A 24,321-nucleotide genomic window follows, 5' to 3' on the forward strand; every position below is an offset into this window, starting at 1 on the left:
GCTTGTTTATGCGGTGATGAACCTCAAAAAACTCGCCACCTGGCGGTGGCGACAGACGTGCGCCGGCCGTTGGATGCTTCTTTTTCCCTCAACAGCACAAACAAAGGCCTCCGAAATTCATTTTCGGAGGCCTTTGTCTACAATCTGAGGGAAGCAGTTTAACTGCTTCCCTATTTTTTATATTTATGGTCTTTTTTCATTTCTAATATGAAAAAGGGCTTTTTCTAATGAGCGTATATTTTTTTCTTCAATTTCCGGTCGCCTCGGGATGGGGGCGTACATATGCTCCGGGTCCTGCCATCTTGTAGGAAGCTCAATGGGAGCACTTTCTCCCCAGCGGCTCCGCCAATCTTCCGGGCAGTTTTGTTCGTACAAGTGGGTCTGTTCACTCATTTCAAGCCACACAGCTGCCCAGGCTCTTGGTACGACTCTCCACATATCATAGCCTCCGCCGCCGACGGCAATCCATCTGCCTTCGCAGTATTCATGAGCTACTTGATGAGCGATGGCTGGGATAGCTTTGTACGACTCAATGCTTAAGGAAAGATGGGTGAGTGGGTCGAAGTAGTGTGCGTCTGCCCCGTTAAGCGTAAAAATGACATCCGGTTTGAAAAACTCGGCAGCTTCACGCAGGGCTGCTTCGTAGCAATGTAAAAAAGACTCGTCCTCAGTAAATGCATCCACAGGTATGTTGATCGAAGTGCCGTAGCCTTGACCGGCTCCTTTTTCGCCAACGCTGCCGGTTCCTGGGAACAGGTATCTTCCTGTTTCATGAATGGAGAGAGTACAGACGTCCGGATCCTCGTAAAAAGAAAACTGGACACCGTCTCCATGATGGGCATCAGTATCAACATATAAAACACGTGCCCCGAAATGCTTACGTGCGTATTCGATAGCAATGGCACTGTCATTATATACACAAAAACCTGAAGCTTTTCCCTGGAAGCCATGGTGCAGGCCTCCGCCAAGGTGAAAAGCGTGAGATGCTTTACCTGAAAGAACGGTTTCTACAGCCTGTAGAGTGCCGCCAACAAGTGTAGCAGAAGCTTCGTGCATATGGTCAAAAATAGGCGTGTCTTCGGTGCCGAGCCCGTAGTTATTTGCGACGCCGATACTCAGTTCACCTTTTCCGGCTGCCTTGACGGCCTCCAGATAGTGCTGGTCGTGCACAAGCATTATTTCTTCATCTGTCGCCATCCGTGAAGGCACAAGCTTATCATCACTGATTGCCCCCATTTCAAGCAGAAGATCAAAGGTGATTTGCTGGCGCAATGGGCTGAAAGGGTGATCATCATTAAATTTATATTGCGGCATATCCGGAGAATAAACGAGGGCGTGATTCATCATGATCCCGGCTCCGGTGTTCTCGGCCATTGTACGGTATAGCCTTTTTCCTCTATGGCAGAGATTAGTCTGCGGGGGTCCATTGTCTGCACCCGAAAGCTCAGCACCTGCTTGTCGGTATCACTGTGCGGAAAGAGCAATACGCTGATAACATTTGTGCCTTTCTCTTTAAAAATCAGTGATAGTTCTGCTAATTGCCCGGATAAGTTAGGGATAACAACATCTATTTGGGAAGACGGCTGATTGGCGCCTGTCATTTTAACTAATGTATGCAAAACGTTAGTTTCAGTTAGTATGCCCACAAGCTTCTCATCTGAAGATACGACTGGAAGTGCGCTGATATCGTTATCATACAGCACTACAGCAGCATCTGCCATTAAATCATATGACATGATTGTGATAACGGGAGCAGTCATAATAGTAGAAACAGGCTGTTCCAATTCTTTTTTATCGTCCCCCGGCTGAAAAATAGATGGGCTGGCATCGCGGATATCCCGGTCTGCGACAATCCCCACAACGTAATCATTTTCGTCAATTACAGGTATATGCCGGATGCGATGTTTTTCCAAAAGCTCTAAAGCCGTACGGATGAGTGTAGTACGTTCAATTGTTATGACGTCTTTAACCATGATTTCTTCCACGAACAAGCAAACATTCCTCCTCTAAACAGGCGGTTAAAACATAAATTTATTAGTGAAACGAACATTATCAAACTGTTGAACATCATTATCTGACACACGGGAGCCTAACCTTACCATTAAACAGTTTGCAGGATGGGAGGATATTTCGGGGTCGTCAGTAGCCATCCATTCAAGACCTCCGGCGTTCATCATTTTTTCCATCAGCTTTCTATACTCCCATACGGTCAACCCGCTGGATTTGAGATCCCAGTGCCAATAGTACTCTGTCGTAATAATAATATAATCTTCCATGGCGTCATCGAGCATAGAAAACTCCAATAGCCGTTTGCCGATTTTAGCCCCTCTGTATTCTTTGGCTATTTCGATGGCCCCTAGTTCGAGAAGACTGTCCAACCGTGCTTCGGACCAGCGCTCTAAAGGATCTGGATAGACAAAAGTGACATAGCCGACAATCGTTTTGCCGTCAGCGACAATGTTAATTCTTCCTTCAGGAAGATCAGCAATGCCAATTAATGCCTTCTTTTGTTCTTCATGAGAACGAAACGCTGTAAGTCCTGGATGAAAGTCATAATCGTGAAGTGTTTTACCGGAAACAGGGCCCTCCATGAGCAGAGTGTGGTTGTTCCATGCGATTTCCCTGGAATAATAGGTCTTTTTGTGAATCATGTACACCATCCTTCATCCACCTATGGTACTGCTTACATTATTATCATATCAGAAAAATACTTCAGATTGGTGGAAGAAATGTGAATATTAAGAAATGAAAGAATTGAACAATATATGAACTTATATTATAATGAATTTGTGCAAATTAAGATCGACAGAAGGGAATGTTTCAAATGAAAGTGCAAACGCTTCCACCAACTGACGGAAATTACAACCTACAAGACTACGAAGAAGCAAAACAAAACTTTGACTGGTCGGAAATTGAAAAACAATTCTCTTGGCACGAAACAGGAAAGGTAAACATGGCATATGAAGCAATTGATCGCCATGCGGAGAATCCTGATAAACAAAATCAAGTCGCACTGCATTATTTAGATGGAAGCCGCAAAGAGGAGTACACATTTGCGGATATGAAAAAATACACAAACAAAGCAGCAAATGTAATGAAAGAAGCAGGTATTCAAAAAGGGGACCGTGTTTTTATATTCATGTCCCGTTCCCCGGAACTTTATTTTGCCCTTCTCGGGGCAATTAAAGTAGGTGCTATCGTGGGGCCGTTATTTGAAGCGTTTATGGAAGGAGCTGTCCGGGACCGACTGGAAGACAGCGAAGCAAAAGCGCTGGTCACGACCCCTCAGTTAGTGGAAAGGGTGCCGTTTGATGATCTTCCCAACCTGGAAACGGTGTTCATCCATGGAGGCGTGGATGATGAAAAAGGCGGTTTTTTGGATTTTGATGCAAGGCTGCAGCAGGCAGGCAGCGATTTCGAACCGGAATGGGTAGACCGGGAAGATGGACTGATCCTGCATTATACATCAGGCTCTACTGGAAAACCAAAAGGTGTTTATCACGTGCATAATGCTATGATTCAACACTACCAGACAGCAAAATGGGTCCTGGATTTGAAAGACGGAGATGTATACTGGTGTACAGCTGATCCAGGCTGGGTAACTGGTACTTCTTATGGTATTTTTGGCCCGTGGCTCGCTGGTGTGACAAACGTGGTACGCGGCGGACGCTTCAGTGCGCAGGATTGGTATGACACACTGGACCGCTACAATGTTTCTGTCTGGTATAGCGCACCAACCGCGTTTCGGATGCTTATGAGCGCCGGAGACGAGCTTATGAAAGACTATGACCTTTCTTCGCTGCGTCACATTTTAAGTGTCGGAGAACCGTTGAACCCAGAGGTTGTACGCTGGGGCGAAAAAGCATTCAATCTCCGTATTCATGATACGTGGTGGATGACAGAAACCGGAGCAATGATGATATGCAACTATCCTGCTATGACCATCAAAGCCGGTTCTATGGGGAAACCTATTCCTGGAGTCTACGGAGCTATTGTCGATGACCAGGGTAATGAACTACCTCCAAACCGGATGGGCAACCTGGCGATTAAACCAACTTGGCCTTCGATGATGCGGGCTATTTGGAATAGAAAAGAAAAGTTCGATAGTTACTTTGAATTGAACGGCTGGTATGTATCTGGTGATTCCGCTTATATGGATGAAGATGGATACTTCTGGTTCCAGGGACGTGTAGATGATGTTATTATGACTGCTGGTGAAAGAGTCGGGCCGTTTGAAGTAGAAAGCAAACTGGTTGAACACCCGGCTGTAGGGGAGGCAGGCGTTATCGGGAAGCCTGACCCTGTGCGCGGAGAAATTATTAAGGCATTTGTAGCTCTCCGGGAAGGATATGAACCTTCGGATGAACTGAAAGAAGAAATTCAAAGTTTTGTAAAGAAGGAACTTGCCGGACACGTGGCTCCAAAAGAGATCGAATTCCGGAAGTCACTTCCGAAAACAAGAAGTGGTAAGATTATGCGCCGTGTCTTGAAAGCATGGGAACTTGATCTGCCAACCGGGGATCTTTCCACCATGGAGGATTAGAGCAGGAAAACGCAAGAAGCCCCTGTACTTAATTATGTACGGGGGCTTCTTTATTTCTAATATTCCTTCGGGTATGATAAATAAAAGAAATGAAAAGGAGGAAGATCGCTTTGGTTGCGTTAATTATCGGTCTTATTCTTTTGTTGGAAAGTTTCTTCTTAATATTTAAAGGAAGTAAAGAAAATCGCCGGTTTTTGCGGACAGCGGGAATAGTTTCAGTACCACTCGCAATATTACTAGTATGGATTGGACTGGCTCAAATCGCATAAGTCTTAATTTCACTACATAACGGTTTTTTGTTTTCTATTCTTCCTGTTCAGAAGAAGAGCTTTCTTCTGTTTCATTTTCAGTACCACTTGAGGCCTCTGGCGAGGAACTTTCGCCAGGGGCTTCGCTATTTGTTGAGGAAGTGCTGGAATCTTCGTCACTCTCGGCATCGCTATCCCCGGAAGGAGCAGAAGAGGAATCCTCCGTGGACTCCTCTTCATCGGTGGATGCGCCGCCGGAGCTGCCGCTGTCCCCGGAGCCGTCCCCGGAAGGAGCAGAAGAGGAATCCTCCGTGGACTCCTCTTCATCGGTGGAYGCGTCGCCGGAGCTGTCGCTGTCCCCGGAGCCGTCCTCAGAAGGGGCAGAAGAATCTTCTTCATTACTGCTGTCGTCAGAGGTTTCACTGTCGCTGCTTCCCTCTGAAGGGGAGGAGTCTTCACTGGATTCTTCTTCGTCTGTAGAGCTTCCGCCATTTTCTGTTTCATCCGTAGTATTCGATTCGTTTGTGCTTTCATCGGAGCTGTCATTGTTTGACGGCTCCTCAGAGTTGTCCTCAGATGTCCCTGAACTATCACTGGAAGAATCTGAAGAAGAATTATCTCCGCCTTCGCTTTCATTGTTTTCATCGGCACTGTTTTCTTCGTTACTGCTGCTGGAGCTGTCGTTAGCGCCAGAGTCACCAGAATTTTGATTATCGTTACCGTTATTTGAAGAATTATCACTGCCGTTATCTTCATCATTATTATCGTTAGAATTATTATTGTTGTTTCCGGAATTGTTGCTGTTGGCATCTTCATTGTTTTCGGAGCTTTCATTGCCGGAGTCGTTATTTCCATTGTTATTATTGGAGTCGCTATCGTCAGTCGAACCGCCAACGTCAACCCCGTTGGAATCGTTTGATTCCCTGCCGTGAGTGTCTACAGCACGAACGGTATATTCTCCATTTCCGTTGGTATCGAATTCCGTGGTTTCACGGTCGATAACATTGCCGGCCTTCTCGCCATCATTAAAGATGCGATAGCCAATCACATCGTTGTCACTAGAAGCTGACCAAGTAAGAGTGCCGCCATCATTGGATACCCCGGTGACCCTGGACGGATCTCTGTTATTTTCAGGAGCATCTTCATCCGGGACAACATTATCCCAGTCGTCCGGCAAATATTCCTGAACCTCTTCTTCATCGCCATCTAAAAGATAATTCTCATTTAAAGAAATGCCGTTTTCCATAAATTCAGAAGGAGTATCATCATAGCCAGGGTAACGATCTCCATCGATAGTTACATATTCAACTTCTTCGAGGCTGTCATCTTCTTCAGTCGGAGCGAATTCTTCATTGAGAATATCTTCATTTACCAGACCCGCTTCTTCACACAAATCAGTAGGCTGTTTGCCGGAAAGTCCACATATTTCTTCTGTAGAAATCCCCTCCGGCTCAGAGAATGTGTCTCCAGCACCGATTAAATCATCTTCAGTGTTAGAAGCGGCATTCATAACATCTGCCCAGATCTGCTGGGTTCTCTGCGAATAAGAGAGTCCCTGTGCGTCTTCAATGCTAATCTGTTCATTATACCCAAGCCACAAACCAAAGGTTACGTTGGGGTTGTAGCCCACAAACCAGGAGTCTATCTGGTTATTTGTGGTACCTGTTTTTCCAGCCCAATCACCGTCAATATTCAGGCGCTCGGGAAGAGAACTTGCTGTGCCGTCTGGGCCTAATACGTCTCGCAGAATATCTGTAATAAGAAAGCTCGTTTGTTCAGAAAAAGGATTGGTGGATTCTTCTTCATGCTCGAATACAGTTTCGTCTGTATTGTCGGTAATAGAAGCCACCATATAAGGCTCATGGTGCTCACCGCCGGCAGGGAAAGTTGTAAACGCACTTGTATTTTGTTCTACACTTACGCCGCGGCTTAGTCCGCCGATCGCAGTGGAAGTAGAAATGCCGTTTTCGACTACATTGCCCATGCCCAAATCAGTAAGGGCTTCTTCTCTTGTCGATTCGTCAAGCATATCAAATACCCGCACTGCCGGTATGTTACGTGATTCGGCTAAAGCGCTTCTGGCATCAATAAAGCCTTCATACTCTCCGTCAAAGTTGTTGAGTTCGTCATCGTCTCCTCCATATTCGGTAGGAATATCAAGCAGCGTCTGCCCGGGATGTAAAATTCCTTCTTCAATTGCCGGCCCATAATCAAGCAGTGGTTTCATTGTAGAACCGTTTTGTCTGCGCGTCTGGGTGGCATAGTTTAACGAGCTTGTTTCAAAATCGCGGCCACCGACGAAACTTAAAATAGCACCGCTGTTATTTTCAATCATCATGCCGCCGACCTGCTCTGCTTCGCCTTCTTTTTCAGGTCCGAAGTATTCATTGTCCTCTACGGCCTGCTGCATCGCATCATAGGTATCTTTATGAACCGTCAGTTCGATATCATAGCCGCCTTCAGAGACTTCCCGGCTTGCTTCCTGGTTATACTGCTGGATGGTCTCCTGGCGCTCTTCGTCTGATAAGTTTTCGAGCTGGACGTTATCTTCTGCAAGCATCTGCTTACGCATAATTTGCGTTGCCCGGCGCTGGGTTTCGTTAATCAGGTAAGGGTACTCCTGGGCTACTTCTTCTTTTGGCTCAGCAAGATTGCTGCGGATATCATAGTTCATTGCTTCATCAAATTCTTCCTGAGAAATGGAGTCTATCTCAAGCATATTATGCAAAACTTCATTTTTACGGTTCAAACCTGCAGAAAGGTCATCTTTAACATCTCCATTACTTTCAAATGGAGTGTATGTGTATGGGTTTTGTGGAAGACCGGCAATATAAGCAGACTGGGCGATATTCAGTTCAGAAGCATCAACACCGAAGATTCCCTGTGCGGCTGCCTGAGCCCCTGCAATATTTTCTCCATTGGCATTCCGGCCGAACGGGACAATGTTCATGTAGGCTTGAAACAGTTCATCCTTAGTGAAATAAGTCTCCATTCGCAAGGCCAAAGCAACTTCTTTGGCTTTTCGTTCAAAGGATACCTCTCTGGTCAGCAGCTGGTTTTTAACAATCTGCTGAGTTAATGTCGAACCGCCCGTTTGAGTAGAGGAATTTGTTACCTCCTGATATGTAGCGCGCATTAATGATTGAGGATTAATCCCGTTGTGCTCGTAGAAAGCTCTGTCCTCTGTGGATAAAAAGGCGTTCTGAAGGTTGGTTGAAACATTATCGAGTTCTACCCGCTGCCTCTCCAATTCCGAAGGCAGTTCTCCTAATTGCTCCCCACTGGCAAAATGAACGGTGCTATTTTCGGCGTAGCTATATATTGATTCCTGCATTTCTTCTTCCGTGTAAGCTTCCTGCCCTTTAACCAAAGAGGCGAAAAAGCCTGCACCGATTGACCCGATAAATACAAAGGTTAGAATAAAAACAATAAATAGGGTTAGAAATGAAAGACCAACAATGCGTAAGGTGTTTCTTGAGCTTGTTTGGTCGTGACGCCCCATAATTAATACGATCTCCCTTCTCTATGTAGCTTTGTCTATGGATTCATACATTGACAGTTTTGAAAGTCTTGTGCTAAAAATAAAAGAGCGCAAACTTGAAAACAAACTATAACATACAGCTATGAAGGATGAAAGTAACCATAGGACCTACAGTCACAGAGAGTCGACGTTTGCTGAAAGTCGACCTGCAGCCTTTGGCGAATTACACATCCAGAGCTTCTTTCAGGTCTTTTTTACCAAAGACCTGAAACGGTGTAATGCATCGTTATCAACATGAAGCCGGGAAGCGTATGCTTCCAATAAGGGTGGTACCGCGGTCATCATCGTCCCTTTTCGTTTTCAAAACGAAAAGGGACTTTTTATGTACCTACACTTATATATCCAAGTTGTGAGTGTTCTTAAACCAGAAAGGGGAAAGTTATGGGCATTTGGGAGGAATTAGAAGAAAGAGGGCTTGTGAATCAGGTGACAGAAAGAGAGGGACTTAAGAATCAGTTAAACAACGGCCAGCTTCGTTTTTACTGTGGTTTTGATCCTACTGGAGACAGCCTGCATATTGGCCACCTGCTGACTATTATTTTAATGCGCCGGATGCAGCTTCATGGGCATCAGCCGATTGCGCTTGTAGGCGGGGGGACAGGTATGATTGGGGACCCGAGTGGAAGAAATGCAGAACGCTCTCTGAACGAACCGGAAATTGTGGAAGGTTTTTCGCAAAAAATTCGAAGCCAGCTCGAAAAATACCTTGATTTTGATGGTGCGTACGGTGCAGAAATTGTGAACAACCACGACTGGCTTGGGAGCATGACCCTGATTAGCTTTCTAAGAGATTTCGGGAAGCACTTCAGCGTCAATTACATGCTTGCGAAAGAATCAGTGGAGTCCCGGATTCAGGAAGGGATTTCTTTTACTGAATTCAGTTATCAGATCATGCAGTCAATTGATTTTTACTATTTGTACAAAAATCATCAGTGTACGCTTCAAATCGGTGGCAGTGATCAGTGGGGCAATATTACTGCTGGTCTAGAGCTGATACGTCGTTTGGAACATGAAGACGCGGAAAAATCTCCTGCTTACGGTATGACTATTCCTTTGGTGACTAAAGCCGACGGCACGAAATTTGGAAAAACAGCCGGGTATGCGATATGGCTCGATCCTGAAAAAACGTCTCCATACGAAATGTATCAATTTCTACTTAATACGGACGATCGTGATGTATTAAAGTTTATACGCTATTTTACGTTTATTGATCAGAAAGAAATGAAAGAGCTTGAAGAAAAAATGCAAACAGCGCCTGAAAAACGAGAAGCCCACCGAAGGCTGGCGCAGGAAATCACCTCGTTTGTCCACGGCCGGGAAGCACTGAATCAGGCTGAAAACATTACGAAGGCTCTTTTTGGTGGAGGAAAGCTGACAGCACTTACAGCAGATGAAATAGCCCAGGGCTTTAAAGATGTACCATCGTACACGATGGAAGCAGAAGAACAAAATCTGGTGGACCTGTTGGTTCAGTCCGGCATAGCTGGCTCAAAACGGCAGGCCAGAGAAGATGTGCAAAACGGAGCCATATATATTAACGGTGAAAGGGAACAGCGTACAGAAAAAACGGTAGCGAATGATGATTTGATTGATAACCGTTTTATTATTATGCGCCGGGGTAAAAAGAAATATTTTCTGATTTTAAAAAACTATAGATAAACACTGGCCGGAAACAGCCGGATAAATATAAAAATCCCGTGCAGACTTTGCACTGACCTAGAAATATGAGACAAGATAAAGCACCTAGCCTTCCGCCGTTCGGTATTCCATTAGCGTGTGGAAGGCTAATTTCGTGAAGGGTCGCTGATAATTGTAATAATACATGTACGTCTGCACGTTTTCTAGTATAATAGTAGACCCTCTTGGGGTGCGGAATCCTTCCGACTTTAGTGAGGAATGGAAGGATTCAATGACGGCATTATCAAAGCAGTTGTCTCGGCGACACATGCTTGTGATAATGCCTTTTTTGTGCGCTTCTTCCTGAAAGGCATAAGACGTGTACTGGCATCCCTGATCGCTATGAAGGACCGTGCCGTTGATTTCCCAGCCGGCGTAGGCCCGTTCCAGGGTCTCGAGTACCAAGGCCGTATCCTGTCGACCGGGGATCGTATACGCCAGCACTTCATTGTTGTAAAGGCCCATCATAGTGGATAAATACCACATGGTTTGTCCGTACGGTAGGTACGTGACGTCCGTGGCCCATTTTTCATTCGGCTGCCGGGCCTGAAACTGTTGATTCAGCCGATTTGGCACCACCATATCGGAACGTCCGGCGGATTTTAGAGCCCGTTTAGGTTTGATTTGGCACTGAAGGTCGTACTTCTGCATGATACGCTGTAAAGTGCACCAATGGGCATGATTGCCATGATCTTTTTCCAATAGTCCCCGGATGGTCCGGTGCTCCACCCGAAACTGCAGGGAACGGCAGAGGGCGATGACCTGCTAGTCGAGCCCGGATGGCTCCCACGACTTCCGACACCAACGGTAATAGGTGGCACGGGGCGCCCCAAACATGTGACACAAGAACGTTACCGTATATGTTTGCCGGTGCTGGTCGACGAAGGCGAGGAAAACTTCCGGGGCCACCTCCCTTCGAGTTCCTGGTACTTTCCCCGCAGTGCCTCCTTCATTTCGTAGTACTCCACTTGCTGTCAACCGGTCGATTTCGCTGTTTTACGGTCCTTTGCCGTATGTGTACTGCTTGCCAACCGGCTGACGAAAGCGATACTCTTCTCCGTTTTGGACCAATCTGGCCCACTGCTTGATTTGCGATCCATTCTTAATGCCGAAGGCACCCATAAGCGACTGGTTGCTCCCTCCTTCCTCCTATTTAAGCCGAAAGACTTCCCGTTTCACTTCTGCTGGATACCGTCGTTTGCTTTCTCCCATAAGAAAAACACCTCCATCTGTCGATCCTACTACGAATACGACGTGAGAGGTGCTTTTATTAGTCTCATTTATTTAGGTCACTTCATTTCCTGCACAGGGTTTTTTACTATTAACGAAAGTAGTGCTTAACTGTCTTGTCATCCCTTTTTATATCATTGTTTAAACAGTATCATTTCAAAACGGTTCCAGGTGCACTCACGCTGAAGCTTCGGATAATAATTGAACGATTTCTTCCTCTCAATCTAAGAAGGGATGACCGTAAATATCTAAAATCGTTTGAAGTGTATTTTCCAGACTTTTAGCAATAACTTTTAAAATTCCTGCTCCTTTCTATGACACAATAGAAGTTTAACATGAGTATATCGCAATCCACGAGGAGCGAACGGTTTTGTATTGTATCTTTCTAAAAGAGTAGATAATCTTTGAATTCGTAATGGACTTGCCATTTTTAATCAAAATGACAAGTTATTCTTATTTTGCAGATTAATTAACAATTATTTCTATAGATAAGAGATCGAATCTCTGGTTCTTTATGCCCGCTCCGGTTGTCCGGTATATGCAAAAGCTGATAGAAGGCTGGACCCAGGAGCATCGCAACGGGAGTGTGAAGGCCTTTCTGGAATCCGCCAATCATAACGCTCACCATTCGTTGGTGCCCTGGTTTTTCGCATAGCCCAGGTGGATGACCAAACTACAGCGCTTGGTGCTGCAGCATGTCCGGCGTCAGGATTCCTCCGCCAACTCGTGTTTTCAAAACTGCAACATAAGAGTATGTTTATTTTTAAGATAATTAATATTGAGGTTCTAAATTTTTTGTCAGACAACTATTTGTTAAGTTTATTTGCCATTCAAAAAACTTAGTATTTTTACAAAATTAGAAATAATTATGATATATTAGTCTTGCGAATATATTAATTTAAAGAAAGGGTGGTTTTTTTGAATGGGGGACCAAAATAATATACAGGAGGAGGATAATCATTGAATGAAATTGAACTATTGAGCAAATCTTTAACGAAAAGTGAAGCCGTGCAAATTTGTAAATATTTTTCTATCCACGCTCAAGGATTTACTTTTAACATTGAAAAAGCTCCAGAGCCAATGCTAATATCTGCAATTCGAAATGAGCTTAATAAGGCAGGGAAAAAGAAAGGAAAACGAGGAAAGAAACATACTTCAATTGGAGATATATATGAATTCTTTATAAAAAGTGACATAGATAAAGTAGAAACCATTAAAAAAATGAGTTTTGAGGATTTTTGTTTTCAGATTGAAGTCCACCCTTGGCAAACTTCAAAAGCAACCATTATTTCAATATTAAGAAAAGAATATGCAGAAATTTATAACCAATATTATAGTCAATTACTTCATAATATTGAAAATAATAAATTTATTTTAGAAGGTATTATTAATGAAACATCAAGTCGGGAAAAGCTAGAATTGATTAGAGAAAACTTGCAAAGCGACCTCAAAATTGAAAGATTATTAAAAAGTTTAAAAGAACAACTTGTCAAAGAGTTAGGTAAGGAAAAAGTTGAAAGAATGTCTAGGAATGTTGCCATGAGCGAAGATAATTTAGCTAAAGAATTAATCGAAGCTAGAGTAAGTGAAAAGTATATTCCGCTGACCATGTATTTACTTGAAAATGAAAATTATAAATTAGCAGAAAATAACCTATATCTAATACATGTGATTATTATTTATTTTACTCAATTAGAAGAAAAACATAAAAATGAATTGCAAGACAAACAAAGAAACATTTATGAATATGAAAAAGAAGTAAAAGAGTACCAAATCCTAAAAGAAAATTACGCTAAGATTAAAAAAGAAAATGACTATCTTCAAGATAAAATAGAATACTTGGAAAATGAAAAAAGACAGTTAACTAGTCAATTACAAAATGAACAACAAGAGAAAAAAAGATTAGATCAACAACGACAGAATTATTACCAAATTATACTACTCATACAAGAAAAGTTGCAGTTTGAGAATGTTTTGATTGTAACCAATGACGATATATTTGATCAATTTGAATGGTTTAAAAAGCGTACTGTAAGTATAGACGATTTTTCAAAGCATTTACGGCAAGACAATATTATGTTTTTTCAAGAGCACTGCTTTTGTATCACTCGTGTATCATATGAAAGCACGGAAAAATGGAGAAGACACGAAAATTATCTTAAACAAAAAGAGATTAACTTTGTTGAATTGTCAGGATTTAATTTCATGGATTATTTAGATCAGATAATTGAATTCATTTATCAAAAGGAGCAGATAATTTTATGACAGACATAGTCGAACGCAAGGAACTTAACCTAAAAGAGAAAAATAGAATAGAAAAATCTTATATTGTAGGAAAGTTGGCAGAAGATAGTCTTAATCTTCCTCGTTTAGGGAGAGATCCGGGCAAGGCTGTTACAATACAAGGGAACTATGGAAGGGAATCAATAATTTTTTATATTAAGCCATTATCGAAAGAGCCTCAGATACTTCAGACTCATTTAGGAAAACCTTCCACAGAAGTTTATATAGGTTTTGATAATAAAAATATGAGGTACTTAGAGAGATACGGTTATACCCAGCAAGAAGATTCAGTCAATTTTTTACGTAATCACTTCAAAAATAGATTAATTTTATTTAAGCCATTTTTATCATATGACAGAGCTAGGGACAAATACCACTATAATTTAGAAATTGTACTTGATGAAAAAATTGATGAAGAAGTTGCTTCATCAAAACATTATGTGGCAATACCAAACTATACTCACTATTCTTATCAGATGTTTGAAAGTAGATTAATGAGCGGTAATCCTATAGAATTGACCAATTATAATCATACTATGGATATTCCGGAATTTATAACTTGTGGAGAATACCTTTATTTAATCCAAGATGAAAACGTTTTCCGTAAATACGAAATGAATGATAATTTATATATTTGCGAAAATCCGGAAGGAATTCGTCGCATTGAAAAGCCCTCAAGTTTTGAGAGTTATTTAAGATTAGGCCAAAAAGGAATAAACTTTGCCCCCGTTGAAGAAAAGAACAAGTGGGTTGATGAATGTAATGATCGCGGAGAAACTGTGCCGATGGTTATGAAGTACCGTAATGCAAAAAACAAAAAAGCAGTAGAAAAAGAAGAGAACAAAAATGAAGTAAACTTTAATATCTTTAAAAGTGATGATAATTCGGACATCAGCGAAAGTGATTTTATGAAACGGTTAGATTATTTAGCGCGTAGTAAAAAATTAAGATATTCCGTAGATGATTTGTATAATTTTCATACCTCAGTGAAAACATCGAATTTTACAATTCTAGGTGGAATGAGCGGTACCGGTAAAACTGAGCTAGCTCGGTTGTACGCTGAGGCTCTTAAAATGGAGGAAGGAGATAACCTATTATTTATACCTGTGAAACCTTCATTTACTGAGCCAAGTGATTTATTGGGCTTTCTAAATCAGCAAACTGGAGTTTATCACGAGAGCGAAATAGGTTTGGCTTCTTTCTTATACAAAGCGAGTCAAAATCCAAATAAGATGCACATGGTTTTATTTGATGAAATGAACTTAGGTCAAGTTGAACACTATTTTAGTGATTTTATTTCCATATTAGAGTTTCAGAATGAGAAACGTCTTTTACGTTTGTTTAACCAAAATGTTAATTGTGTGCAACTACACTTTGCAAATGGGATTGAAATTGGTAGTAATGTACTTTTTATTGGGACTGCAAATTTTGATGAGACCACAAGAGATTTTTCAAACCGTATGTTAGATCGTAGCAATGTCATTATTCTTGATAAATTATCTTTTTTAGAAGCGAAAAAGTATGAAGAGGAAAAAGTTGATACAGTTGAAGATTACGAAGAAAAAGAGAAAACTGAAATTAGGAGCCCTAATGTTCCTATTACCACTGCAAACTTTGTATCTTGGATAGAAAAGAATATTTCTATAGCTGCTTTGGAAGATGACGAATTGAGTATATTAGATAAGTTGCATGATGAGATTAGTAACTATGATTCTCAAACCGGTGTGTCGTTTAGAATTGTAAACCAAATTGCTAGTTACTTACAAAATGTACCAAAGAATGAAGAAGATGTTCCTTTTATAGATCGCAAAGACGCCTTTGACTATCAAATTAAGCAACGCATATTATCTAAAGTTAGAGGGCACCAAGATCAAATCGAAGATTTGGTGGGTATTTACCAAGAGGATTACCAACCTGGACGAATTAGAATGATTTTATCAGAAAATGAAAGTTTAAAGTGTGAAAAGTCAATTGAATATTTGAAACAAAAAGCGAAAGAGTTGACTCAAAATGGCTATACATTGTAACGGTGAAAAGATACCGATAACATTATATTTTCAAGATAACTTTTTTAATAAATATATTGTGGATCAACTGTGGAAAAAAGAAGAGGAAATAGATTTTAGTGCTATTCCCGTTTTAAAAGAAAATGCTAGAATTGCATACTGTTTTAAAAAGGACGATGTAGAAGATGAACACCATGCTCAAGTGAAAATTAACACAAGTCGTTATACTGAATCCGACGAACTTGAAGTAATTCAAAAAGGCGCAACTACCGACAAAGATTTCCTTTGTCAGATTTATTCAGGTGGCGATCAGGAAGAATTCCCTTGGCGCATGGGGGTTTATTTCTTAGAGGTGAATTATAAAGGGAAAATTTATAAAGGAGGGATTTATGTACTTCCTTTGCACTTGGATAAGAATCAGGTCGAATCTGTTCATCAATATTTAGATCAACAAGTAAAAGATATAATCTATGACTTTGTATTTAGTAATCAATCTCTATTGAGAGAAGAATCAGCTGATTTACCTCAATATTGGTATTATGACTATACAAGATATTTAAAAAAACATTACGCCAACTTTTCTTATTCTATAACTAAAATTCTTAAGCTCCCACATAATCAGATAGTAACTAATTATTCACCCTCTTTGAACGCTATGAAGATGGACCATAGGAGTATTAGGTGGGCTAACACCACAAAGGGACTGGCTAAGAATGCCAGTTCAACGCAACAACCGTACTATTTAAATAAGCGTAAAAAGCTAGAGTACAATACTAAATATAACCAATGGTTAAATCATATTTTGTTGAGTTGGAAAAATGATATAAATGAAGTTGAAAGATTAGTTAATAATGATTACAAGCAGGTTCAGAAAAAATTAAAATCCATAGAAGAAGATATAATTCAATACAAACAAAGAATAAAGTCTTTGGAGAGCAGACAAGACGCAGGGGAAAATGCCAAGCGTGACGTGAAAAGTAAAGAAAAAATGGCGCAAAAAGATTTACGCCAAGCAAAAAGCCAAAGCCAAAATTTAATGGATTTTTTAAATGTATTAAAGAGATGGAAATATAGGATAAATTACTCTTTGAGAACGCCTCTACTTGAACAAGTGGAGCGTACTTTTCGAAAACCTATTTTAAAAAAAAGAACATATGTGGCTATAGACCAGATATTTCACAATGCGAAAAAATTAAAAAAGGAAGATGGAGAAGTAAAAACCTTCTCTCCTATTTTGAAACAGACTTGGCAAATTTACGAATACTTTTGTTTATTTAAAGCTTTAAATATTTTAGAAAAACAAGGATATACAACAGTTCAAGGATTAGATGAAAACATTTTAAATGTTTACTTAGAGGACCGTATACCTGAAGGTACTCAATTTATATTAAGAAAAAATAATCGCGAAATTCACGTGTGGTATGATCATTATCACGCAAACTCTGTAGAAGAAGCTAACGAAAATGACGAACTCTTCTACACGTTGAATTCAAAGAAAAAACCTGATATAAAAATAGACTTTTTCGAAAAAGAACATGATAAATTAACATTAAGACATTGTGTTGTTTTGGATGCCAAGTTTTCAAAATTCCACAATATATTTAAAAAGAATTATGTTAATAAAACCACAGAGCAATTAGCCTCTTATTACTCGTTTTTTTATAATGGAACAGAACGAAGAGGGACTTGTGTAGATCAAGTAGTATGTTTATATGCTGGTGTTGGAGTTAAAGATGTCCAAATCGAAAAACAACCAATTACTTATTTGAAATTCTTTCCGCAAGAAGAAGACTTTTCACAGACTATAGGTGAAAATGAACTAAATCAACTCTTAAGAGAATATTTGTAGACTGATTACAAGGAGTGATTGACTCTTTCGTTTCTATATAGAAAGCTTGGGGATTCATTAAGGCTCTAACATGAGAAGCATGAGGCGGGGTGATGAATTTTAAGGTTGCTTTCCTTCTAATGATACTATACCTTGTGCTCTAAAAATTTTTCTGAAATAAAATGAAAAAGCCCTTGAAATGTTGGCTCACCAACTTTTCAAGGGCTTTTTGAATATTATCTTGTCAACTACAAAGTTTAACGAGAGTAGTACTCAACGATAAGTGCTTCGGAAATTTCCGCAGGAAGCTCAGAACGTTCAGGATAGCGGCTGTAGGTACCCTGAAGGTTATCAGCGTCAAACGTAAGGTATTCCGGGACGAAAGAATTTGCTTCAATTGCGTCCTGGATAGCGCTCATGTTGCGGGATTTTTCACGAACACTGATGGTTTTTCCAGGCTCTACACGGTAAGACGGAATATCTACACGATTACCGTCTACAGTGATGTGGCCGTGGTTAACCAGCTGGCGTGCGCCACGGCGCGTGCGGGAAAGACCGAGACGATAAACAAGGTTATCGAGACGGGATTCAAGTAAAATCAGGAAGTTTTCGCCGTGTACACCAGGCAATTTGCCAGCGATATTAAATGTGCGCAGAAATTGGCGCTCATTTAAGTTGTACATGAAGCGGAGTTTCTGTTTTTCCTGCAGCTGCACACCGTATTCGGATAATTTTCTGCGCTGCGTTGGGCCATGCTCTCCCGGCGGGTAAGGGCGTTTTTCGAGTTCTTTTCCTGTACCACTGAGAGAGATGCCGAAGCGGCGGGACTTTTTCCAGGTTGGACCTGTATAGCGTGCCATAATGGCATCCTCCTCTATAAAAACAAATTTTGGTATAAAAACACTGTTGGCGAATCTCCCGTCATGCTCATTTTGCCCTCGTATGTCTTCGCCCCGACAGCTAGGGGTTACGCAACACACCTTGCAAGGAGCAAGGAGCAAAATGGAAAGCACATGCCAGGCTTGCCCAGGCTGTCTTTTACACAACCGTCATTATAACTTTTGACAGTTATCAAGTCAATACGTTTAAACTGAAAAGAAGTGCGTGAAATGAATTGACGGTTTCTGAGGAAATCAAAAATACCGGGGGTGCTTAAATTGAACACCCCCGGTTGTTTGGAACGGGAAGATTAATTTCCAGATGGAAACAGCCCTTTTTCAATTTCATCGGCAAACTGGCGTAAAAAGAATGCTTCTTGTTCGGAAAAACGGTTCAGGACCGGACTGTCAATGTCGAGCACGCCGTATACTTCCTTTTCAGGAGTGAACAGCGGGACCACTACTTCCGACTGGCTGGCAGCGTCGCAGGCGATGTGGCCGGGAAAGGCATGGACATCCTCGACGCGGACCGTCTGTTTTTTCTCATAAGCAGTACCGCAAACGCCCTTGCCCGGGGTGATGCGGTTGCAGGCAGGGAGTCCTTGAAACGGTCCGAGTACCAGTTCATTTTCTGCCTCGCTCCAGATATAGAAACCCACCCAGTTGACGTTAGATAAAAATTGATTAAGCAGCGCGGAAGCATTAGCCAAATTGGCGGTCGGGTCATTTTCTCCGGAAAATAAAGCTTTCGCCTGCTGACATAAAGTATGGTAGCTTTTTTCTAAAGACGTGTCGTAAGAAACTGGTTGAAAAGACATAAATATCCCTCTTTTATTGTTGTAATTGTCCTGCAGTGAGAACTGAAATATCTGTGCTTCCTGCTAATAATCCTGAAGAGGCGTGGGCATCGGAACCATACACAAGAGGTATCCCCATTTCCGCTGCAGTCTGAATTACGGATGGATGCGGATACGGCTCGAGGCAGCGATGTTTCGTTGTCCCGGCGCCGTTTACATCAAGTTCAAAGCCCCGGAGTTTAATTTCCTGCAAAATAGATTCGATAGTGTCTCTAACAAGGAAATCATGATCGTAATTTTTATGAAATTTACGAATGAGCGTCATATGGCCAATTCTTTTTGGCGCGTATTTTCCAAGGGGGGTCCGGATAGAGCGGAGCACGGCGTCGTAATACAATTCCGCTGCCTTTTGCGGTGACCCGGAAAGACGTACGTAACGATCAAAGTGACTTGGAGAAAAATCTATACATATATACTCGCTATTTATTTTAATGAAATGAGAAGAGAGAATGCAATCATCAAGCTCAGAGCCGTAAGTGTCCATAAATGTCTCTGTATTTTTCTCGAACCCTTCAATAAAATCTACTTCCAGCCCTTTTTTGATAATAATGTCATTAATATATTCTAATTGAAGATCGTTTAAGACATCTAAATACTGATCGAGCTTTTCGATCGGCATGGCGCTGTCTTTATCAGGCACAGGGTCGGTAAAGCCTTCAGGCAGAGGAGCATGCTCAGTAAAACTAATCGTTTTTATTCCATTGTTAATACAAGCTTCAATATAGGTATGAAACGAGTCTTTGCTTCCATGCGGGCAGAACGGAGTATGGATATGGCCGTCACGGGTGATTGGCATAGGTACAATTTCCCCTTTTTATGGAAAATATAATGAAAAATCGAATGTTGTAGATAAGGAAATAAGGAAAATAGATTTTCTCAAAATTTTCTTTATCGTCATATAACAATCAGTGCGTTTACATGTTATCATAAGTTAAAGCAAACATAATTGAAAAAATATTTTGTTTACATTCATTTCTACTAAAGTATGAGATAAGTATAACCCATAACGTGTAAATTATTGAAAAACAAGGATGCACAGCGGGAAAAACTGGAGTGAGGAATTTGGCGACAACAATTGTAATTATAGTTCTGGTTATTATTATCGCCGCGTTTGTTATATACGGAGCATGGGGACGCAGACGCATTTACAGGGAAGTAGACCGCCTGGAGGACGCGAGGGCGAATATGGCTGACCAGCCTGTGGCTGAAGAAATCGCGAGAGTCAAAGGCATGACGATGTCGGGAGAAACAGAAGAAAAGTTTGAATCGTGGCGTAAAGACTGGGATGAAATTGTAGGAAAGCATCTGCCGGATATTGAAAAGGCCCTTTACGATGCCGAAGAAAAAGCAGATAAGTATAAATTCAATCAGGCTTCGGAAATTACTACTGCTGTCGATACGCAGCTTGCCAGTATTGAAGAAGAGATCAACAACATTTTCCTTGAAATAGAAGAGCTAGTACATAATGAATCTGAGAACCGCCGGGGCATTGAAGAGTCCGAACAGAAATACGAAGAAATAAAACGGTTTGTCTCCCAAAACTGGCATACACTGGGCAGGACTGCGCCGCTTTTTGACCAGCATATGCGCGATCTCCAGTCTTCTTTTGAAGCTTTTTACCAGGCGGTGGAACAAGGAAATCAATTTGAAGCGAAGCAGCTTAGGCAGGGGCTCGATGAAGATTTAAAACGCGAAGAAGCATCGCTGTATGCAGTTCCGGATATGCTTGCTAAAGTACGGCGGCGCCTACCCGAGGAATGGAAATCCCTGCGTGCAGGCCTCTATGAAATGGAAGATCAGGGGTATGCGATGGGTGCATTTGCTTTTGAACAGCGGCTGAATGAAAATGAAGCGGAAGCTGAACAATTGCAGGCCCGCATTGAGAATCTTGACCTGGACGGTGTGGCAGAACGGCTCACTGAAATGGACGCTTACAACGAAGAAGTGTACCGTATTCTTGAAGAAGAAGTGGAAGCCCGCGCAGAGGTCGAACGGCTGCTGCCGAAGGCTCATGAAGGACGGGATCAGTTATCTACGCGGATGCAGACGCTATTGGTGGAAAAAGAATTTATTGAAGCCAATTATCGTATCCCGCCGGAATCCGAACAGTTGATTGCTTCATCAAAGCGACAGGTTGATGGGATAAGAAAAAGCGTATTACAATTGCAGGAGCAAAAAGAAACCAAAGAACATTCTTATACACATATTGAGATGGAATTAAAACAAACTCTTGAAAAACAGGAAGAAGTAGAAGCAGGAATCCAGGAAGCAGAAAACCAGCTTGGCGTACTTCGGAAAGACGAGACTCAGGCAATGGAAACTCTTGAGGAACTAAAACGCCAAAATCGCATTGAAGAAATGAGAATGCAGCGAACAAGACTGCCCAAGCTTCCGCCGATACTGCTGAATGAAAAAGAATCGGCAAACGACAAGATCGCCCATGCCACTGCAGCCCTTTCCGAGACTCCGCTTGAAATGGCCCAGGTGCGCGATTCGGTGGCCCAGGCAGAAGAAAGCGTCCGTACAGTTTCCACCATGCTTCGGCGCATGGAAGAGCAGGCGCTGATGACGGAGCGTATCATTCAACGAGGGAATTTATATCGCATGAATGCTCCGGATCTCGACCAAAGCCTGAAAGAAGCAGAAAGTGCTTTCCGCAAAGGTCAGTATGAGAATGCGCTGCAGGTGGCTTCGTCGTCTGTGCGGGAAGTGGATGACCGGTTCGTTACAGAAGTGCTGCAGGAATCTAACGTACAGCTGACAGAAGCATAATCGACAAGCAAATAGCTAAGAAGCCTGAACTCAGGCTTCTTTTTTATGATGTTAATGAATGCTGGGAGGAATTTGAAATGTATTTTGATAATAGTGCGACGACCCAGCCCTACGAAGAAGTGCTGAGCGCATACAAAAAAGCGTCCGAAAGCTATTTTGCCAATCCCTCGTCTTTTCACCACAAAGGTGGCGAGGCTGAACGTCTGCTTGAATCTGCGAGAAGCCAGATAGCCCGAGAACTAGGCGTAGAGGCAAAATGCTGCTTGTTCACAAGTGGTGGTACAGAAGGGAACAACATAGTGATAAAAGGGGCCGCAGCCTCGAGGAAAAATATTGGGCGCCACATTATAACTACAGCCGTCGAACATCCGTCAGTGATGGAAAGCTGTGTCTATCTAGAAGAAAAAGGGTATCGAGTTACATACCTGCCGGTGGACAGAGAAGGACGCATCAGCGTTGAAGAGGTGCGCAGGGCGCTGAAGCCGGATACTATTCTTGTTACAGTTGGACACACGAACAGCGAAATCGGAACGGTACAGCCCATAGAAGCTATTGGAGAAATGCTTACGCACTATCCTAACGTTTATTTTCATACGGACTATGTGCAGGGGGCAGCTAAAAGCCCGCTAAATATTGAGAAAGCAGGGCTGGACTTTGTCACTGTTTCAGCTCATAAATTTCACGGATTGAATGGAACAGGAATGCTGTATAAGCATCCAAGAACAACGCTTGAGCCATTAATGCATGGAGGCGGGCAGGAAAACGGGCTTCGCTCAGGAACAGAGAATATCGCAGGAGCAGCAGCTATGGCCAAAGCGCTTCGCTTAGCGAAAGAAAATTATGCTGCAAACAGCAGGAGAATTGAAGAATTAAAGAAATGGACTGCTGCACGGCTGAAGAAAAGCGGCGGAGTGCTCAACTCGTCTGTTTCACGAAGCTCCCCTTTTATATTGAATGTTTCCTTCCCCGGTATCAAACCAGAAGTGCTCGTTGAAGCACTAGCGGGGAGAGGCGTTTCCATTTCTACCAAAACGGCATGCGCATCGAAAAACTCAGAGCCTTCTGCGGTTGTACTTGCTGTTACAGGGGAACAAAAACTAGCGGAGAGTGCGGTGAGAATAAGCTTCTCTGCGGACACACAGAAGCAGGAAGCTGATTATTTATGCAGCATATGTGAAGAGATATTGCCACAGTTAAAAAAGGTTATGGAGGAACAGCAATGAGAGAAGAGTATTTATTAATTCGTTTCGGAGAGCTTGCTTTAAAAGGTAAAAATCGAAAAGAATTCGAGCGTCAATTAAGGGAAAACATTGACCATGCGGTGAAAGGCTTTCCGAGCTGCGAAGTAAGGCGGACATACGGGCGTATTGCGGTAAACCTGCTCGGCGAGCCTGCTGAAAAAGTAATTGAGGCAGTAAAACCGGTATTTGGCATATCGTCAATCAGCTATGCAAGAAAGGCAGATCTAACAGAAGAGGAAATACAGCAGACGGCCCATCAAATGTTTTCGGAATACGAGGGCAGGAAAACAACCTTCAAAGTAGAAGCAAGAAGGTCCAACAAAGATTTTCCCATTCATTCGACAAAGCTTGCCCCGAGTGTTGGCAGCTATATTCTTCACCATACTGAGGAAGTCGAAGTGGACGTTAAAGACCCGGATGTCACCGTGGAAATTGATGTGCGCGAACAAGGGGCGTACGTCAGCTGCGGGCGGATCCCTGGAGCGGGAGGGCTGCCGACAGGTACAAGCGGAAAAGTAGTGAGTATGCTTTCGGGCGGTATTGATAGTCCGGCTGCTGCATATTTAGCCATGAAACGGGGAGTGACGATCGAGGCTGTTCATTTTCATAGCCCGCCGTATACAAACGAACGGGCGAAACAAAAAGTAGAAGACATCGTTCGGGCCCTTAGCCGGTTTGGTGGAAATATCAATCTCCATGTGGTGCCTTTTACCCGGGTTCAGGAAGCTATCCGGAGCCAGGTGCCGGACGATCATACAATGACAATTACAAGGAGGGCCATGCTTGAAATCGTCACAAAAATAGCAGAGCAGGAAGGCGCCAAAGCAGTAATAAACGGGGAGAGCCTGGGACAGGTAGCGTCACAGACGCTTGAGAGCATGAATGTCATTAATCAGGTCACGAATATTCCGGTACTGCGGCCGTTAATTGCTATGGACAAAGAAGAGATCATCAGCATCGCAAAGCGTATAGGCACATATGATATTTCCGTACGGCCGTATGAAGACTGCTGTACCGTATTTCAACCGGAAAGCCCGGCGACCAAACCGAAAATTGGTTTAGTCTATAAGTATGAAAAACGTTTAAATAAAGAAGAGCTGTTTAATGAGGCGGTAGCTGAAACGAAGACTATCTCTTTGTCTAACGTAAAAAGTGAAAAAGAAGAATTTGAAGACCTTCTTTAACGTATTTTTTTATTTAAAAGTATGGTATAAAAT

16 protein-coding genes, 1 pseudogene and 1 other annotated feature are annotated in these 24,321 nt (G+C 42.2%); of the genes and pseudogenes, 9 read left to right on the top strand and 8 right to left on the bottom strand.

Going from position 1 to position 24,321, the window contains the following annotated elements; all coding sequences use genetic code 11:
• Positions 1–183: 183 nt before the first annotated feature.
• Genes CHL76_RS09470 through CHL76_RS09480 form a run of 3 tightly spaced genes read right to left on the bottom strand, consistent with a single transcriptional unit; the run spans position 184 to position 2,651 of the window.
• Complete coding sequence (locus tag CHL76_RS09470; protein ID WP_371862286.1) at positions 184–1,350, bottom strand: acetoin utilization protein AcuC; 1,167 nt, start codon at positions 1,348–1,350, stop codon at positions 184–186.
• Positions 1,344–1,985, bottom strand: a complete 642-nt coding sequence (locus CHL76_RS09475) for an acetoin utilization AcuB family protein (RefSeq protein WP_233133333.1) — start codon at positions 1,983–1,985, stop codon at positions 1,344–1,346. The genes CHL76_RS09470 and CHL76_RS09475 overlap by 7 nt, the downstream gene beginning before the upstream one ends.
• Positions 1,986–2,018: 33 nt before the next feature.
• Entirely contained in the window at positions 2,019–2,651 is a 633-nt protein-coding gene (locus CHL76_RS09480) for a GNAT family N-acetyltransferase (RefSeq protein ID WP_079477007.1), read from the bottom strand.
• A 173-nt stretch (positions 2,652–2,824) separates the two neighbouring features.
• Here CHL76_RS09480 and acsA point away from each other — a divergent pair, with 173 nt between their 5' ends.
• A complete protein-coding gene (gene acsA, locus CHL76_RS09485; RefSeq protein ID WP_079475740.1) occupies positions 2,825–4,543 on the top strand; it encodes an acetate--CoA ligase in 1,719 nt (572 codons plus the stop codon).
• A gap of 110 nt (positions 4,544–4,653) precedes the next feature.
• Entirely contained in the window at positions 4,654–4,812 is a 159-nt protein-coding gene (locus CHL76_RS17065) for a hypothetical protein (RefSeq protein WP_158219141.1), read from the top strand.
• Between the two features lie 34 nt (positions 4,813–4,846).
• Here the strand turns inward: CHL76_RS17065 and CHL76_RS09490 are convergent, their stop codons facing one another.
• Positions 4,847–8,293: a transglycosylase domain-containing protein gene (locus CHL76_RS09490; RefSeq protein WP_094908429.1), complete on the bottom strand. Its 3,447-nt coding sequence runs from the start codon at positions 8,291–8,293 to the stop codon at positions 4,847–4,849.
• 112 nt (positions 8,294–8,405) lie between these two features.
• Positions 8,406–8,627, top strand: a binding site (T-box leader).
• 86 nt (positions 8,628–8,713) lie between these two features.
• Between CHL76_RS09490 and tyrS the strand changes: the two genes are divergently transcribed.
• Positions 8,714–9,991: a tyrosine--tRNA ligase gene (tyrS, locus tag CHL76_RS09495; RefSeq protein ID WP_094908430.1), complete on the top strand. Its 1,278-nt coding sequence runs from the start codon at positions 8,714–8,716 to the stop codon at positions 9,989–9,991.
• A gap of 84 nt (positions 9,992–10,075) precedes the next feature.
• On the opposite strand, the pseudogene CHL76_RS09500 reads toward tyrS, so the two are convergent.
• Positions 10,076–11,221, bottom strand: a pseudogene (locus CHL76_RS09500) (IS3 family transposase).
• A 978-nt stretch (positions 11,222–12,199) separates the two neighbouring features.
• Between CHL76_RS09500 and CHL76_RS09505 the strand changes: the two are divergent.
• From CHL76_RS09505 to CHL76_RS09515, 3 genes are read left to right on the top strand one after another with little or no spacing between them, the layout of a single operon-like run.
• The gene (locus CHL76_RS09505) at positions 12,200–13,504 is read left to right on the top strand and encodes a hypothetical protein (protein ID WP_094908431.1); all 1,305 of its coding nucleotides are present in this window, start codon (positions 12,200–12,202) and stop codon (positions 13,502–13,504) included.
• A complete protein-coding gene (locus CHL76_RS09510; protein ID WP_094908432.1) occupies positions 13,501–15,549 on the top strand; it encodes an McrB family protein in 2,049 nt (682 codons plus the stop codon). The genes CHL76_RS09505 and CHL76_RS09510 overlap by 4 nt, the downstream gene beginning before the upstream one ends.
• Positions 15,533–17,377: a DUF2357 domain-containing protein gene (locus CHL76_RS09515; RefSeq protein WP_094908433.1), complete on the top strand. Its 1,845-nt coding sequence runs from the start codon at positions 15,533–15,535 to the stop codon at positions 17,375–17,377. The genes CHL76_RS09510 and CHL76_RS09515 overlap by 17 nt, the downstream gene beginning before the upstream one ends.
• Positions 17,378–17,613: 236 nt before the next feature.
• On the opposite strand, the gene rpsD is transcribed toward CHL76_RS09515, so the two are convergent.
• The 3 genes from rpsD to hisJ form a co-directional block, all read right to left on the bottom strand.
• Positions 17,614–18,216 carry a 30S ribosomal protein S4 gene (rpsD, locus tag CHL76_RS09520; protein ID WP_079475743.1) on the bottom strand — a complete coding sequence of 201 codons (603 nt, stop codon included), beginning with the start codon at positions 18,214–18,216 and terminating at the stop codon, positions 17,614–17,616.
• A gap of 329 nt (positions 18,217–18,545) precedes the next feature.
• Complete coding sequence (locus CHL76_RS09525) at positions 18,546–19,052, bottom strand: GAF domain-containing protein (protein WP_079475744.1); 507 nt, start codon at positions 19,050–19,052, stop codon at positions 18,546–18,548.
• A 13-nt stretch (positions 19,053–19,065) separates the two neighbouring features.
• A complete protein-coding gene (hisJ, locus tag CHL76_RS09530) occupies positions 19,066–19,887 on the bottom strand; it encodes a histidinol-phosphatase HisJ (protein WP_094908434.1) in 822 nt (273 codons plus the stop codon).
• 266 nt (positions 19,888–20,153) lie between these two features.
• Here hisJ and CHL76_RS09535 point away from each other — a divergent pair, with 266 nt between their 5' ends.
• The 3 genes from CHL76_RS09535 to thiI all read left to right on the top strand — a co-directional run bounded on the left by CHL76_RS09535 (position 20,154) and on the right by thiI (position 24,288).
• Positions 20,154–21,863, top strand: coding sequence for a septation ring formation regulator EzrA (locus tag CHL76_RS09535; RefSeq protein WP_158219142.1), 1,710 nt, complete (start codon positions 20,154–20,156; stop codon positions 21,861–21,863).
• 77 nt (positions 21,864–21,940) lie between these two features.
• Positions 21,941–23,086, top strand: a complete 1,146-nt coding sequence (locus tag CHL76_RS09540; RefSeq protein WP_094908436.1) for a cysteine desulfurase family protein — start codon at positions 21,941–21,943, stop codon at positions 23,084–23,086.
• Positions 23,083–24,288, top strand: coding sequence for a tRNA uracil 4-sulfurtransferase ThiI (gene thiI / locus CHL76_RS09545; protein WP_094908437.1), 1,206 nt, complete (start codon positions 23,083–23,085; stop codon positions 24,286–24,288). The genes CHL76_RS09540 and thiI overlap by 4 nt, the downstream gene beginning before the upstream one ends.
• The last annotated feature ends 33 nt before the right edge of the window (positions 24,289–24,321 follow it).

Source organism: Marinococcus halophilus (assembly GCF_002265875.1).
Taxonomy (GTDB): domain Bacteria; phylum Bacillota; class Bacilli; order Bacillales; family Marinococcaceae; genus Marinococcus; species Marinococcus halophilus.

Coding starts and splice junctions, on each gene's coding strand:
- CHL76_RS09510 (WP_094908432.1), top strand. CDS start 13,501: ATGACAGACATAGTCGAACGCAAGGAACTTAACCTAAAAGAGAAAAAT.
- rpsD (WP_079475743.1), bottom strand. CDS start 18,216: ATGGCACGCTATACAGGTCCAACCTGGAAAAAGTCCCGCCGCTTCGGC.
- CHL76_RS09540 (WP_094908436.1), top strand. CDS start 21,941: ATGTATTTTGATAATAGTGCGACGACCCAGCCCTACGAAGAAGTGCTG.
- tyrS (WP_094908430.1), top strand. CDS start 8,714: ATGGGCATTTGGGAGGAATTAGAAGAAAGAGGGCTTGTGAATCAGGTG.
- CHL76_RS09480 (WP_079477007.1), bottom strand. CDS start 2,651: ATGATTCACAAAAAGACCTATTATTCCAGGGAAATCGCATGGAACAAC.
- acsA (WP_079475740.1), top strand. CDS start 2,825: ATGAAAGTGCAAACGCTTCCACCAACTGACGGAAATTACAACCTACAA.
- CHL76_RS09515 (WP_094908433.1), top strand. CDS start 15,533: ATGGCTATACATTGTAACGGTGAAAAGATACCGATAACATTATATTTT.
- thiI (WP_094908437.1), top strand. CDS start 23,083: ATGAGAGAAGAGTATTTATTAATTCGTTTCGGAGAGCTTGCTTTAAAA.
- CHL76_RS09525 (WP_079475744.1), bottom strand. CDS start 19,052: ATGTCTTTTCAACCAGTTTCTTACGACACGTCTTTAGAAAAAAGCTAC.
- hisJ (WP_094908434.1), bottom strand. CDS start 19,887: ATGCCAATCACCCGTGACGGCCATATCCATACTCCGTTCTGCCCGCAT.